The sequence below is a fragment of the uncultured Clostridium sp. genome (assembly GCF_947039605.1).
Taxonomy (GTDB): Bacteria; Bacillota; Clostridia; order Clostridiales; family Clostridiaceae; genus Sarcina.
In genome coordinates this window covers 1-13,506 of record NZ_CAMQZG010000008.1, presented here as the reverse complement: position 1 = coordinate 13,506, position 13,506 = coordinate 1, and the positions used below count along the sequence as shown (strand labels likewise).

14 protein-coding genes are annotated in these 13,506 nt (G+C 30.9%); 10 read left to right on the top strand and 4 right to left on the bottom strand.

Annotated elements, in window-relative coordinates; genetic code table 11:
- The first annotated feature begins 238 nt into the window (after window positions 1–238).
- From Q0V24_RS04370 to Q0V24_RS04330, 9 genes are all read left to right on the top strand, one after another.
- Entirely contained in the window at window positions 239–544 is a 306-nt protein-coding gene (locus tag Q0V24_RS04370) for a PTS sugar transporter subunit IIB (RefSeq protein ID WP_297518943.1), read from the top strand.
- A 68-nt stretch (window positions 545–612) separates the two neighbouring features.
- A complete protein-coding gene (locus tag Q0V24_RS04365) occupies window positions 613–918 on the top strand; it encodes a PTS lactose/cellobiose transporter subunit IIA (RefSeq protein ID WP_297518941.1) in 306 nt (101 codons plus the stop codon).
- 87 nt (window positions 919–1,005) lie between these two features.
- Window positions 1,006–1,896 (top strand): N-acetylglucosamine kinase, encoded by an 891-nt coding sequence (locus tag Q0V24_RS04360; RefSeq protein ID WP_297518940.1) that lies wholly within the window; start codon window positions 1,006–1,008, stop codon window positions 1,894–1,896.
- A gap of 48 nt (window positions 1,897–1,944) precedes the next feature.
- On the top strand, window positions 1,945–3,036 hold the full coding sequence (locus Q0V24_RS04355) for a MupG family TIM beta-alpha barrel fold protein (protein ID WP_297518938.1): 1,092 nt from the start codon (window positions 1,945–1,947) through the stop codon (window positions 3,034–3,036).
- Between the two features lie 375 nt (window positions 3,037–3,411).
- A complete protein-coding gene (locus tag Q0V24_RS04350; protein ID WP_297518936.1) occupies window positions 3,412–4,749 on the top strand; it encodes a 6-phospho-beta-glucosidase in 1,338 nt (445 codons plus the stop codon).
- Between the two features lie 101 nt (window positions 4,750–4,850).
- A complete protein-coding gene (locus tag Q0V24_RS04345) occupies window positions 4,851–6,137 on the top strand; it encodes a PTS sugar transporter subunit IIC (protein WP_297518934.1) in 1,287 nt (428 codons plus the stop codon).
- A gap of 164 nt (window positions 6,138–6,301) precedes the next feature.
- On the top strand, window positions 6,302–7,513 hold the full coding sequence (locus Q0V24_RS04340; RefSeq protein WP_297518932.1) for an MFS transporter: 1,212 nt from the start codon (window positions 6,302–6,304) through the stop codon (window positions 7,511–7,513).
- A gap of 182 nt (window positions 7,514–7,695) precedes the next feature.
- Complete coding sequence (locus Q0V24_RS04335; RefSeq protein WP_297518930.1) at window positions 7,696–8,151, top strand: LytTR family DNA-binding domain-containing protein; 456 nt, start codon at window positions 7,696–7,698, stop codon at window positions 8,149–8,151.
- Between the two features lies 1 nt (window position 8,152).
- Window positions 8,153–8,572, top strand: a complete 420-nt coding sequence (locus Q0V24_RS04330; protein WP_297518927.1) for a DUF3021 domain-containing protein — start codon at window positions 8,153–8,155, stop codon at window positions 8,570–8,572.
- Window positions 8,573–8,623: 51 nt separating this feature from the next.
- Here the strand turns inward: Q0V24_RS04330 and Q0V24_RS04325 are convergent, their stop codons facing one another.
- Both Q0V24_RS04325 and Q0V24_RS04320 read right to left on the bottom strand, forming a co-directional pair.
- Window positions 8,624–9,931 (bottom strand): ComEC/Rec2 family competence protein, encoded by a 1,308-nt coding sequence (locus tag Q0V24_RS04325; protein WP_297518925.1) that lies wholly within the window; start codon window positions 9,929–9,931, stop codon window positions 8,624–8,626.
- Window positions 9,932–10,089: 158 nt separating this feature from the next.
- A complete protein-coding gene (locus Q0V24_RS04320; protein WP_297518923.1) occupies window positions 10,090–10,371 on the bottom strand; it encodes a hypothetical protein in 282 nt (93 codons plus the stop codon).
- A gap of 457 nt (window positions 10,372–10,828) precedes the next feature.
- Here Q0V24_RS04320 and Q0V24_RS04315 point away from each other — a divergent pair, with 457 nt between their 5' ends.
- Window positions 10,829–12,139, top strand: a complete 1,311-nt coding sequence (locus Q0V24_RS04315) for a PTS transporter subunit EIIC (RefSeq protein WP_297518921.1) — start codon at window positions 10,829–10,831, stop codon at window positions 12,137–12,139.
- A gap of 116 nt (window positions 12,140–12,255) precedes the next feature.
- On the opposite strand, the gene Q0V24_RS04310 is transcribed toward Q0V24_RS04315, so the two are convergent.
- Together Q0V24_RS04310 and Q0V24_RS04305 are read right to left on the bottom strand one after the other, a co-directional pair.
- Window positions 12,256–12,834, bottom strand: a complete 579-nt coding sequence (locus Q0V24_RS04310; RefSeq protein WP_297518919.1) for a hypothetical protein — start codon at window positions 12,832–12,834, stop codon at window positions 12,256–12,258.
- A gap of 12 nt (window positions 12,835–12,846) precedes the next feature.
- Window positions 12,847–13,368, bottom strand: a complete 522-nt coding sequence (locus Q0V24_RS04305; RefSeq protein WP_297518917.1) for a hypothetical protein — start codon at window positions 13,366–13,368, stop codon at window positions 12,847–12,849.
- Window positions 13,369–13,506 lie beyond the last annotated feature (138 nt).

Below are 13,506 nucleotides of genomic sequence, written 5' to 3'. Positions count from 1 at the left end.
AATTTAATAGTGTGTTTAAAAAAAACAGTGTGTAAAATTTGCACACTGTTTTTTTGCATTTTTACTGAAATAATAAATGGCTTAAATACTAGGTTTGAGGGATAAAAAACTTTTATTTGTGTAAAATAAAAGTTGGCACGCAAATTGCTCTATATATAAGCATAGTTAAAAAGAAATAAACAAAACAAAAAATAAAAAAACGGAAGAAGTAGTTAATACTTCGTAGGAGGATTTACTTATGAAAAATATATTATTAGTATGTTCAGCAGGAATGTCAACAAGCTTATTAGTTACTAAAATGGAAGCAGCAGCAAAAACTAGAGGAATAGATTGTCACATAGAAGCAGTTGCAGAAGCAGATGCTATAAACAAAGTAGACAATATCGACGTATTATTATTAGGACCTCAAGTTAGATTCTTATTAAAGAAATTCCAAGGTTTAACAGAAGGTAAAAATGTACCAGTAGAAGTAATTGAAACAATCGCTTACGGAACAATGAATGGTGATAAAGTATTAACAAGAGCTTTAGAGTTAATCGGTTAATATTTAATATAAATTAGAAATTAGTTTAAGTTATATCAAGTTATATTTATAAGAAGGACGTGAATTTAATGGAAGAAATAATCATGAATCTTATCATACACAGTGGGGAAGCTAGAAGTTACGGAATGGAAGCTATGGGATTAGCTAAAGAAGGTAAAATTGCAGAAGCTAGAGAATTAATAACTAAAGCATCAGAGCAATTAGCTGAAGCGCACAAATCACAAACTGCTTTAATCCAAGGCGAAGCTGGTGGAAATAAAACAGAAGTTTCATTATTACTAGTACATGCTCAAGATCACTTAATGACATCAATGACATTAAAAGATTTAGCATCAGAAATAATAGACTTACATGAAAAAATAGATAACAAGTAATTTGTTTATATGAAAGCTCTAATATTAGTATTAGGGCTTTCTTTATATAATAAAGTACAATAGATAAGGATCAAGGTGGGGAAGATAATGAATTATATTATAGGTGTTGATGGTGGAGGTACTAAGACAGAGGCAGTTGCTTATGACTTAGAAGGAAATGTTTTAAAGGTATCTTTAAAAGGTTTTGCAAATCTACTTAATAATAAAGAAGAAGCTTTAAAAAATATACATGACTCAATTAAAGATCTTACAGATGAGTATGGAATGGAAAGTTTAAAAGGTTTATATCTTGGGATTGCAGGTTCAGAAACAGCTGAAAATACAAAACTTATAAAAGATATGGCAGATAAATTTTTAGATACAGCTATAGTTATGAATGATGGAGAATTAGCACTAAAAGCTATGCTTGAAGGTGAAGATGGTATTTTAACTATTGCAGGAACAGGGTCAATATCATTTGGAGTAAAAGGCGATAATAGAATCAGATGTGGTGGATGGGGACACCTTTTAGGTGATGAAGGTTCAGCATATAAAATTTCTATTGAAGCAATAAAAAGAATGATTTTTGAAAATGATAATAATTTAGAAAAATCAGCTCTTACAGAAAAATCAATGGAACATCTTAAAATAAGTAGCGCAGATGAGGTAATTCCATTTGTATATTCAGCTACTAAGGATGAAGTTGCAAAACTTGCACCAGTAGTTTCAATACTTGCAGAGGCAGGCGATGAAATTTCTATAGCTATAATGAATGCAGAAGGTTTAGCACTTGCTAAAACTACTGAGAATACATACAAGAAACTTGGATTTGATAAATGTTCAATAGGTCTTGTAGGTGGAGTTATAAGAAAAAGCAAAATTGTAAGAGAAGTTTTTGAAAAATACTTAGGTGAAAATATTAATGTAGTATCATATGTTGATTCAGAAGTTTCAGCAGCAAAAGGTGCTTATTATATATACTTAAAAGAAAATAAATAAAAATTACTTTTAAGAGGTAAAAATAAATAAGAGTAGGAGTGGCTTAATATGAGAAGACTTGGAATATCAGTATATCCTAACAAAGATAACATTCAAGAGGTTGTAGACTATGTACATTTAGCGGGAAAGTATGGATTTGAAAGAATCTTTACATGCTTAATATCAGCTACAGAAAGACCTTTAGATGAAGTAATAGCAGAGTTTAAAATAGTTTTAAAAGCAGCAAACGAAGAAAAAATGGAAGTTATTGCTGACCTTGATCCTGCTGTTTTCAAAATGCTTGGTGGTTCAATAACTGACTTAAAAGCATTTAAAGAGATGGGACTTTCAGGTATCAGACTTGATGCTGGTTTTAGTGGACATGAAGAATCAATAATGTCATACAATAAGTATGGATTAAAAATAGAGCTTAATGTAAGTAACGGAAACAAATATGTAGAGAATATTCTTTCATATGCAGCAAATAAAGAAAATATATATGGATGTCATAACTTCTATCCTCATGTTTACACAGGATTATCTTATGAGCATTTCATAAAAACAAGTAAGCAATATAAAGATTTAGGAATTAAAACAGCTGCTTTTGTAGATTCAAAAGATGCAACTCATGGACCATGGCCTGTATCAGAAGGGCTTTGTACTCTTGAAGAGCACAGAACTATGCCAATAACTGTTCAGACTAAGCATTTATTTGCAACAGGTTTAATTGATGATGTTATAATAGCTAATGCTTTTGCATCAGAAACTGAATTAAAAGCTTTAAGTAAGCTTAATAAATCAATGATTACTTTAACAGCTGAAGTTTTTGAAGAAACATCAGAGCTTGAAGAAAAAATTATATTTGAAGAGCACCACTTTAATAGAGGGGATGTTTCAGAGTATATGATAAGAAGTACTCAAAGTAGAGTTAAGTACAAAGGTGAAAAATTCCCACCTAAAAATACTAGAGAGATAAAAAGAGGAGATATATTAATCGACTCAGATTTATATGCTAGATATGCAGGGGAACTTCAAGTTGCTTTAAAAGATATGAAAAATTCAGGTAAAACAAGTGTAGTTGGAAGAATAGCAGAAGATGAGATATTCTTATTAGACTATATTACACCTTGGATGAGTTTTGGTTTTTCAAAGAAAAAATAGATTTACACCATAAATTTTAATCAGATATAAAAGCCCGTACGAGTTTTGAACTTGTATGGGCTTTTTTGAAGTTATAAAGAATTATAAAGTTAATAAAATATGAATATTATTGATAAAAGTTAACTAAATGATTAAGTTAGTTAACAGAATGTAATTTAAAGTGGCATTACACTAACAGAGTGTAAAAATAGAAGTATTTTACATTGCAAGTGTGTAAGAATTTGTCGAATTCAAAAATGGCTTAAATAAAGGGTTTAAAGAACATTGGTCTATACAAATAAGTAGAACTTAAAGTTGGCACAGTTATTGCTACTATATATAAGTGTAAGAACAAAAGAGAGAGTACGTTATAAGAGAAAAGAAGGTGGGAGTAAAATGATAAAGAAGTTAAAGATAGTTACAATTGGTGGGGGATCAAGTTACACACCAGAACTTGTAGAAGGATTTATAAAAAGATATGACAGATTACCAGTTTCAGAATTATGGCTGGTTGATATAGAGGCAGGAAGAGAAAAATTAGAAATTGTAGGAAACCTTGCAAAGAGAATGGTAGAAAAAGCAGGAGTTCCTATGGAAATTCATATTACTTATGATAGAAGAGAAGCATTAAAAGGTGCAGATTTTGTTACAACGCAAATGAGAGTAGGTCTTTTAGATGCAAGAGTAAAGGATGAAAGAATTCCTTTAAGCCATGGAGTTATAGGACAAGAAACTAACGGAGCAGGTGGAATGTTTAAGGCATTCAGAACAATTCCAGTTATTCTTGAAATAGAAAAAGATATTGCAGAGCTTTGTCCTAATGCTTGGCTTATAAACTTTACTAACCCAGCAGGGATGGTTACAGAGGCACTTAATAGATATGGTGCAAGACAAAATGGAAAATATATTGGATTATGTAATGTTCCAATAGGAATGGAAAAAGCAGCAGCAGGAGTTTTAAATGTTAAACATGAAGATTTAAATATGACTTTTGCAGGTTTAAATCATATGGTATTTGGAACTAAGGTAGAAGTTAATGGAGTTGATAGAACTAATGATTTAATTGAAGCATTAGCAAATGGTGAGATTGGTCAAATAGTTAGAAATATATCAGATTTCTCATGGAATCCAGAATTTATAAGAGGACTTGGAATGATGCCTTGTCCATATCATAAATACTATTACCAAAGAGAAAAAATGTTGCAAGAAGAGCTTAAAGAGTTTGCTAAGGGGCAAACAAGAGCTGAGGTTGTTAAAAGTGTAGAGGGAGAGTTATTTGACCTTTATAAGAATCCAGATTTAAAAGATAAACCTACACAACTTGAAAAAAGAGGCGGAGCTTATTATAGTGATGCTGCTTGTAGACTTATAACATCAATATATAATGATACACAAGATATTCAACCAGTAGATTTTAGAAATGGTGATTCAATATCAGATATAGACCCAGAGTCTGTAGTAGAAGTTTCATGTGTAATCACAAAGGATGGTCCAAAGCCACTTAAAATAGGTGAGTTACCACTTGCTTCAAAAGGGTTAATTCAAGAAATTAAGACTTTTGAAAGATTAGTAGTAGAAGCAGCTGTTGAAGGAAATATTGAAAAAGCAGTGCTAGCACTTACAATAAATCCTCTTGTAGCATCAGATTCTCTTGCTAAAACTTTAGTAGAAGAGTTATTAGAAGCTCACAAAGAATATTTACCACAGTTTAAAGAATACTTTGAGAAAAAATAAGACAAGTTACGTTACAAATTTAAATTAGAGTACGAGTAAAATTAAAATACATGTAGAAGAAAGAAATGACTTTAAGAATAACAAACAAGGGGGAAATACAGATGAAAAAGTTTTTTGATTTCATGGACAGATACTTTGTGCCGTATGCGGCTAAGGTGGGTTCACAAAGACACTTAGTGGCAATTAGAGATGGTTTCGTTACAATCAGTCCACTTATCATGGCAGGTGCATTTGCAACTTTATTAAATAATATAGGGTTTGAATGGTACCAAAACATGATGAATACAATATTCCCAGCTAACTGGAAAGATTTTGGTGGCGGAATATATGCAGGTTCACTTGCTATAATGTCAGTGCTTGCAGCATGTACAATAGCTTATCACCTTGCAAAAGGTTATGGCAAAGATGGTTTAGCAGCAGCTATGCTATCACTTGGATGTAATATGTTATTATTTACACCGAATGCAGATGGAAGTATTCCAGCAACATTCCTTGGTGGATCAGGATTATTCGTAGCAATTATAGTAGCATTAGTAGGTACAGAAATTTTTGTTAAACTTGCAGGAAACCCAAAATTAATCGTTAAGATGCCAGAAGGGGTTCCTCCAGCAGTAGCAAAATCATTCGCAGCATTAATACCAACAATTATTGTTATATCAATCGTAGCATTGGTTAAATATTTATTCGCATACGCAGGGATATCAAATATCCACGAAGCTTTATTTACAATAATACAATCACCACTTCAGAATATGGTAGGTAGTGTTTGGGGTCTTGTAATATTAATCATAGTTCAACAATTATTATGGTTCTTTGGATTACATGGTTCAAACATATTAGCTCCAATCATAAGTGCAGTATTATTACCACTTACAGAAGCAAATATGGCAGCAGCTCAAGTAGGTGGAGTACCAGAGCATATTATAAATAGCCAATTCCTTGATTCATTTGTAAATATGGGTGGTTCAGGAACTACAATCGCTTTAATAGTAGCTATATATATTGGTGGAAGAAAGAGTAAAACTCAAATGATGATTGCAAAACTTGGTACAGCACCAGGATTATTCAATATCAATGAGCCTGTTATATTTGGTATGCCACTTGTGCTTAACCCAATATACTTTATACCATTTATGTTAGCACCTCTTGCTTCAGGCTTAATCGCTTATGTAGCAACTTTAGTAGGAATAGTACCTCCGGTAACAATATTAGCATCATGGACAACACCTCCAATTCTTGGAGCTATACTTTCAACTAACTCAATCATGGGTGGAGTTGTAGCAGTAGTTTGTATCATAGTATCAGTGTTAATATACTTACCATTCGTTGGTATAGCAACAAAAACAGAGTTAGATTTAGAAAAAGCTAATAATGAAACAGTAGCTTAATTGATATAGCAAAACCTCGCAGAGAAAATCTGTGGGGTTTTCTTTTTAGAAAAAATCTATATTAGTTTTTTTTATAATTTTCATTTATAATAATCTATGGATTAAATAAAATATATCAAATTTACACATTATATGATGAAAATATAATAAACTAAGGAGAAAAGATGAAGAGTAATAAATTTACTAGAGCAGAACTAACTTTTGTATCATTACTTAGTCTTGCACTTGGGGTAAGACAATTAGCAACAGCACTTATATCGGCATACATCTCGAATTATGCACAGACGTTACAGTTTGGAACAGTTGAACTTGCAGCTATATCACTAGGTATATTTGGGCTTTTACAAGCAATATTCCAAATTCCATTTGGGGTTTTAAGTGATAAGCTAAATAAGAAGTTCATTATACTACTTGGATTATTTATGCTTGGGGCAGGACTTGTACTAACAGTAGTTAGTGATAATATTTATGTATTTATCTTTGCAAGAGGACTTCAAGGAGCGGGAGCAATAGCTGCATCAGCATTTGCATGGCTTTCTATGGGAGTTAAAGAGTCAAAGGTATCTAATGCTATAAATATTGCAGGGATAGGAATTGGACTAGCATCTGCTATTGGATTATCAGGTGGAACTATACTTGGTACATTCATGTCATTTGAGCAGTTAACATATTTAGACGCAGCTTGCGTTATAATTTCATTTGTACTTATATTAATTTTCTTAAAGACACCAAAAGTGGACGAGTCTAAGGAAGTTAAAAAAGGAAAGATGGACTCAGAATTTTGGGCTTATCTTGGAAAATTATTAAAGGTACAAGTATTTACACTTTTAAACATACAGTCATTCATAGCTAACTATGTGATAATGTCTATATTCTTTGTAGTACCAGAGTATCTTGAAAAGATACCAAATGGAATATCACATATGTGGGAGATATTTGTTCCTGCAACAATAATAGCGGTAATACTTATGAGATTCTCTATGAACTTTATAAGTAGAGGAAAGACAGGGGAGATATTTGTTATTTCACTTGCGTTAATGTGTGGAGGGATGGCATTCTTCTTATTAAATACCCACATAGTTTACTTAATAATAGGAACAACATTATTTATGATAGGGTATAACATTATAGTTACTTTAATTCCTACAATAACAAACAAAGTTATTGATAAGGATGAATATAGAGGGACTGTAAATGGAATAATAAATACATTCTTATACTTTGGGTCATTTGTTGGTTCAGTAGTTACAGGGGCTGTTTGGAGTCAGTTTGGAGCGGGAGTTGCCCTTTATTCAATAATAGGAGTAGCACTTATATCACTACTTATGGGGGTATATTTACTATTCACAAGTAAGGAATTAAAAGCAATAAAATAGATTGAAGGAAAGGCTTACAAGCAATTGTAGGTCTTTTTCTTTATTTAAAATACCGTTTAACTTATAAAAGTGACCACTTACTTAAAAACTGTCTCTAAATTAAATTTGATAGGATATAATCTTAGTATAGCTAGCGAGAAAATGAAATTTAAAAATAAAAGTGGTGAAAGGGAGGGATGAATTTGAAAATTGACTTAGATATTAATGATAATTATGAAGAAGTGACGGTGGTAATAAAAGCACCAAGTATTGATGATGTTGTCATGGATATTATGGAAAAGCTTAAAAGTGAAAGCAAAAAAGAAAAAAGCATAGTAGGAAAGAAAAATCAGAAGGTTTATATTTTAAATCCAAAGGATATCATTATGTTTTATAGTGAGGAGCAAAAAGTTTTAGCTGATACGAGTGAGGGAAGTTTTGAAATTAAAATGAAACTGTATGAAATTGAGGAACTTTTAGCAAAGACATCTTTTGTTAGAATATCTAAATTCACGATAGTGAATGTAAAGAGAATAAATAATATAGAGCTTTTCTTTAATGGTAGTTTAATTATAAATTTATCAAATGGAAAGCAAGAGACTATATCAAGAAGATATGTTAAACAAGTAAAAGAATTTATAGGCATGGAGGGAAAGTAAAATGAAATATATTAAAGGTTATATTAAGTTATTTATTAAAGGAGTTCCAATTGGAGTTTTAATGGGACAAATATTTTTAACTATTGCAATGGTTATTTCAAAAAGTAGTATAAATTACGATGCTTTATTAGAGCAGAATATTTTAGCCGCATTAGTTGGAGGATACTGTTTTGGAACCTCAATAATTTATAGAGTAGAAAGTTGGAGTCTTTTAAAACAAACTGTAGTGCAGAGTGTAGCTTTATTACCATATTTACCATTTGCTTGGTATGTTGGTTGGATGCCAAGAAATACAACTGGTATAATAGCAAGTATTGTATTTTATATAATTTTTAGCGTTGTTACTTGGCTAATATTTAAAAATAAATATAAAAAATATGAGCAAGAACTAAATGCAGACTTAAAAAAATGGAATAAATAATAGAAGGCAACTTATAATTTCTAATAATTATAAGTTGCCTTTACTTTTATATTAACATTTAGAACAATCTTCAAAACCTTGTGCTTTTGCATCTGATAATGAAATTTGTCTAGCTTTAGCAGGATTCATTCTACCACAGTTATTTTTACTATGATATTTTTCACCAGTAGCAGATAACCATACCATTCCACCTTGCTCTGGAGCTGGTGTTGGGTCAGGTTTTACAGTTTCAGTAGGCTTATCTGATGAACTATTGTTTGAATTATTATTTGAATTAGTGTTTGATGATGATTCATTAGAAGGTTTATTTTCTACAACTTTATCATTACTTGGAGTTGTTACAGGCTTTTTAACTTCTTCCTTTTTCTCACCATCTCTGTAAGAGTAGCTACCATCTTTACAAGCAGTTTCTACACCTTTTCCAGTAGATTTAAATACTACATTTCCACATTCATCAGTTCTGTGTATTTTTACACTATCTGATTTAAGTCTATCCATAACAACTTTATGTGGGTGATTATATTTATTGTCATCTCCAACAGTTATTACTGCAAATTCAGGATTAACTTTATCAAGAAAACTTTGAGTTGTGCTTGATTTTGAACCATGATGTCCAACTTTTAAAACATCTACATCAGAGACTTGTGATAAAATTTCAGATTCTGTTTCCTTTTCAGCATCTCCTGTGAATAAAAATTTATCTTCACCATTAACATAGAGTGTAACTAAAGATTCTTCATTAGTATCAGAACCTCCATTAGTATTAAGCATTTGCATGTAAGCACCATTTCCAAGGTCAAACTTAGCATTTGCAAGTGGTACACTTGGAGAGAGTTTTTTTGCACTTATTGAGTTTATAAAGTCTTGGTAAGTTTTTGTATCTTCATCACCATTAGATACAAGAACTTGACCTATTTCTAAATTATTTATAACAGAATCAAGTCCGCCGATATGGTCAGCATGATTATGACTTGCTACAAGATAATCTATTTTTTTTATTCCTTGATTTTTTATATATTGAACAATTGAATTTTCATCATTGTTATCTCCACCATCTATAAGAATATTTTTTTCACCTTTGATTAAGATAGCATCACTATTTCCAGTATTGATAAAGTGAATTTCACTATCTTTAAAAGCTTGAACTTGTGAATCTTTAACCTCTTCAACTTGTTTATTGGTATCTGTGTTTTCTGAAGTTGTAGGCTCTGGTGTTGAGGTACTTTCAATTGCTGGTTTATTATTTTTTTGTGTAGTTTGAGTGGTTTCTATAGCAGCAGAACTTCCGCACGCAGTAAATAGTAGTGTAGCGGCTGTTATAGCACTAAGTGCTAACATATTAATACTTTTTCTTTTCATTTAAATTATCCCCCCTTATTTTCCATACAATAAAGATTGTATAACCTTAAAATAAAGTCCCTATTAATAGGATGTAAAATAAGTGTAATAATAAATTATTTTTAAAAAAGAAACCACCTATAAAATTGTTTAAAACAGTTTTATAGGTGGTAAGTATTTTATAATTTATTGGTTGATAAAAATTTTTCTAAAACATCATCTGCTAGAAGATGTTCTTTTTTAGGTGTATGTTCTTTCTTTAAGTCTCTTTTATGAGCTATTTTAGCATCATGTAATTTCCTAGCTTCTTGTCTATCTAAAGCATGTTCTGCTCTTTCCTTAATACTCATACTCATTAGAGCTTCTTCTTTAAGGATTTCTAATTCTTCTAAATTCTCTATACCATGTCTTACTAAATCTTCTTCTTTATGTATAATATCTATTATTTTATCTTTAAACATTCACGTCACCATCCTTACCTGATTTTTTATAGTTTATAGTTATAATAGTATGTTGAAGTATAAAAAAATTAAAGTATAAATAATTACAGCTTATTTACAAGTCTATAAAGTTTAAAATAGTGTGTAAAGACTTATTAGGGCAGAGTTAATACACACTTAAATGTGTAAAAATAAAAAACAATATAAATGGCTTGTTAACTAGCTTTACAAAGAAGTAACAAAATTAATAAATTTGGCATGAAAATTGCTATAATAATAAGTATACTTTTAATATTGTTTTATTGTGTATTGTTAAGAAATAAGCTTTTTTAGTATCAAGTTTATTATGAAAAGAAATGAAAATGTTTACTGAGACTAAAAAGTAGCTTTACATACTACCGAAATGATATTAAAATATTTAGGATGTCTAATTAATTAAATTAGTGATTACAAAAGAAAAAATAAGGAGGACAAACATATGAAGAAATTTATCGAATGGATGGAAGAACATTTCATTCCTATCGCAGCTAAAGTTGGTGCTGAAAAACACCTTGGAGCGATTAGGGATGGATTTGTAGCAATTATACCTATCATTATGGCTGGTGCTTTCGCAATATTAATTAATAACTTTGCATGGGAAAGTTACCAACATCTTATGACGACAATATTTGGACATGACTGGAAATCTTGGGGAGGTGCAATTTGGAACGGTTCATATGCAATTATGAGTTTACTGATTTCATTTACAGTTGCATACAACCTAGCTAAGGCAAGAGGAAAAGATGGACTAGCTTCAGGATTAGTTTCTGTTGCAGCGTTTATTATATTCTTTGGTGATTTATCAAAAACATCATCATTCCTTGGTACAAACGGATTATTACTTGCAATCATAGTTGCTTTAATAGTTGGAGATTTAATGTGCTGGTTACTTGGTAACAAAAGACTTGTAATGAAAATGCCGGCTGGAGTTCCACCTGCAATTGCAAGATCATTTGCATCATTATTCCCTGCTATTATCATAATGGTAATCGCAGCTTCAGTAGAAAGATTATTTGCACTTGTAAGTGCAGAGAGTTTACCAGTATTTATCTATCAAATAATTCAAGCACCACTACAAGGTGTTGTTGGATCATTCTGGGGAGTACTTGTACTTATAGCAGTTATTCAAATATTATGGTTCTTTGGACTTCATGGTTCAAACATGATGTTACCTATCGTAAACGGTGTGTTATTACCACTTACTATAGATAATATGCATAGAGTTGCAGAAGGATTAAAACCATTATATATCGTTAATGACCAGTTCCTTAACTCCTTTGTATTCTTAGGTGGGGCAGGAGCTACAATAACACTTATTATTGCTATATTTATAGTTAATAAGACTAGAAAGAAAAAGAGTGAGGTTCAGCTTGTAATTTCAAAAATTGCACTTGCACCTGGTATCTTTAACATAAATGAGCCACTTATATTTGGTATGCCAATATGTTTAGATCCAATATACTTTATTCCATTCTTATTGGTACCTTTATTAAATGCAGTAATTGCATTCTTTGCAATGACATGGCACTTAGTACCATTAGTACAACTTGAAGTAAGTTGGACTCTTCCACCTATTTTAAGTGGAGCATTAGCTACTAACTCATGGCAGGGTGCAGTATTATCAATATTACTTCTTGTAATAGACGTTATAATCTACATGCCATTTGTAATGATAGCGGCAGATAGAGATGTTAAAAATATGGAAGAAGCTGTAGCAGCAGAACAAGCAGCAGCTGAAGCTAAAAACTAATATAGATTAGAAGGATTCACAAATTGTGGGTCCTTTTATTTTTTTATATTGTTAATTCATTTTTAGATTAACTAAAAAATACCCTTAGATTTTAAAAATCTAAGGGTATTTTTATGCTATCTATAGCAATAAAAGTTACTTATTCTTTTAATTGGTATGCTAAAAAATTTCCATTTATAGTTTTTCCATTTCCACCCTGAAAGAGTATTATGACTTACATAGGTTGGATAGCACCAAAATGACCTTCCATTACGTAGCCATAAATAAGTGTATCTGTAAGTACAATATTTGAGCTTTTTATTATAATGATCGCTATAGTGAGAAGAGTGGTCTGAATTATAGTAAGGTATTTTAACAATACCTTGTGAGTGATAACTTGGGTGTTTTGATGGTGGATATCCCATATTAAAAGGTGTTGGAACACCACTTTGCTGATAATGGTTATTATGAGAACTATGATTACTTGGGAATTTGTATGGCCCATGGTTTTTATCTATAGATTTATATTTTTTCTTTTTCTTTCTATCATCATCTTCAAAAGAATCTTCTACACTATCAGGAAGTCTAAAATCTTTGTCAGATGTCTCTAAAAAATCTTCTGTATGTTGAGATAGTAATTCTATTTGTTCTCTATCTAATATTTCAAATTCACCAATCCCATTAGGATTATCTTTTTCTTGATAAATTACTTTCATGGTTATTCCTCCTTATCTTCTGCAAGTAAAGGCTTCAACTTTAGATATATCTACTCCAAAGTAAACCCAATCTTTAATATATTTATTCCATCTCCAACCTACGAATGAAACATGGTCAAGATAAAATATATAAGACCAATATTCTTTTTCATCATTTTGCCAAATATAAGTTAGTTTATTTAAACATACTGATAAAGCCTGGGGACTAACAGCATAAGTTGGATAGTCAGCTGCACCAATTTTTTGCTGTTGAATGACAAATTCAGAGTTCTTTGGTGGAACTTCTTTTGGTGGCAATTGCATAGGTTTTATTTTACTAGATACATTAGAATCATCACTACGTAGGCTGTTTCTTTTTAAGTTTTCATCAATAGTGATATCTTTTTTCACAACTTCTTTTGAAATACATTCAATAACATCATCTGGATTTTCGATACTTGAATCAACTTCTTCTTCATTAATTTTTTCAGGAAGTTCTTCAGTAATACCTCTTCCAAACAGAGTATTAAAATCTTCTGGGTAAAAAATTTCCATATTAAATTTCTCCTGTCTAAAGTTATATCAATAATATATTATGAAAGGATTTTAATTAGGTGATAAAAATAAAAAAACTGTCTCAAATTTAACTTAATTTGAGAGAATTCTCCCACTTCAAGCTTTAGCTAAGTGGTG

What these genes read in the sequence shown, in the direction of transcription:
- Q0V24_RS04355 (WP_297518938.1), top strand. Translation starts at nt 1,945, where the DNA reads ATGAGAAGACTTGGAATATCAGTATATCCTAACAAAGATAACATTCAA.
- Q0V24_RS04345 (WP_297518934.1), top strand. Translation starts at nt 4,851, where the DNA reads ATGAAAAAGTTTTTTGATTTCATGGACAGATACTTTGTGCCGTATGCG.
- Q0V24_RS04315 (WP_297518921.1), top strand. Translation starts at nt 10,829, where the DNA reads ATGAAGAAATTTATCGAATGGATGGAAGAACATTTCATTCCTATCGCA.
- Q0V24_RS04365 (WP_297518941.1), top strand. Translation starts at nt 613, where the DNA reads ATGGAAGAAATAATCATGAATCTTATCATACACAGTGGGGAAGCTAGA.
- Q0V24_RS04330 (WP_297518927.1), top strand. Translation starts at nt 8,153, where the DNA reads ATGAAATATATTAAAGGTTATATTAAGTTATTTATTAAAGGAGTTCCA.
- Q0V24_RS04305 (WP_297518917.1), bottom strand. Translation starts at nt 13,368, where the DNA reads ATGGAAATTTTTTACCCAGAAGATTTTAATACTCTGTTTGGAAGAGGT.
- Q0V24_RS04325 (WP_297518925.1), bottom strand. Translation starts at nt 9,931, where the DNA reads ATGAAAAGAAAAAGTATTAATATGTTAGCACTTAGTGCTATAACAGCC.
- Q0V24_RS04320 (WP_297518923.1), bottom strand. Translation starts at nt 10,371, where the DNA reads ATGTTTAAAGATAAAATAATAGATATTATACATAAAGAAGAAGATTTA.
- Q0V24_RS04310 (WP_297518919.1), bottom strand. Translation starts at nt 12,834, where the DNA reads ATGAAAGTAATTTATCAAGAAAAAGATAATCCTAATGGGATTGGTGAA.
- Q0V24_RS04350 (WP_297518936.1), top strand. Translation starts at nt 3,412, where the DNA reads ATGATAAAGAAGTTAAAGATAGTTACAATTGGTGGGGGATCAAGTTAC.
- Q0V24_RS04370 (WP_297518943.1), top strand. Translation starts at nt 239, where the DNA reads ATGAAAAATATATTATTAGTATGTTCAGCAGGAATGTCAACAAGCTTA.
- Q0V24_RS04360 (WP_297518940.1), top strand. Translation starts at nt 1,006, where the DNA reads ATGAATTATATTATAGGTGTTGATGGTGGAGGTACTAAGACAGAGGCA.
- Q0V24_RS04340 (WP_297518932.1), top strand. Translation starts at nt 6,302, where the DNA reads ATGAAGAGTAATAAATTTACTAGAGCAGAACTAACTTTTGTATCATTA.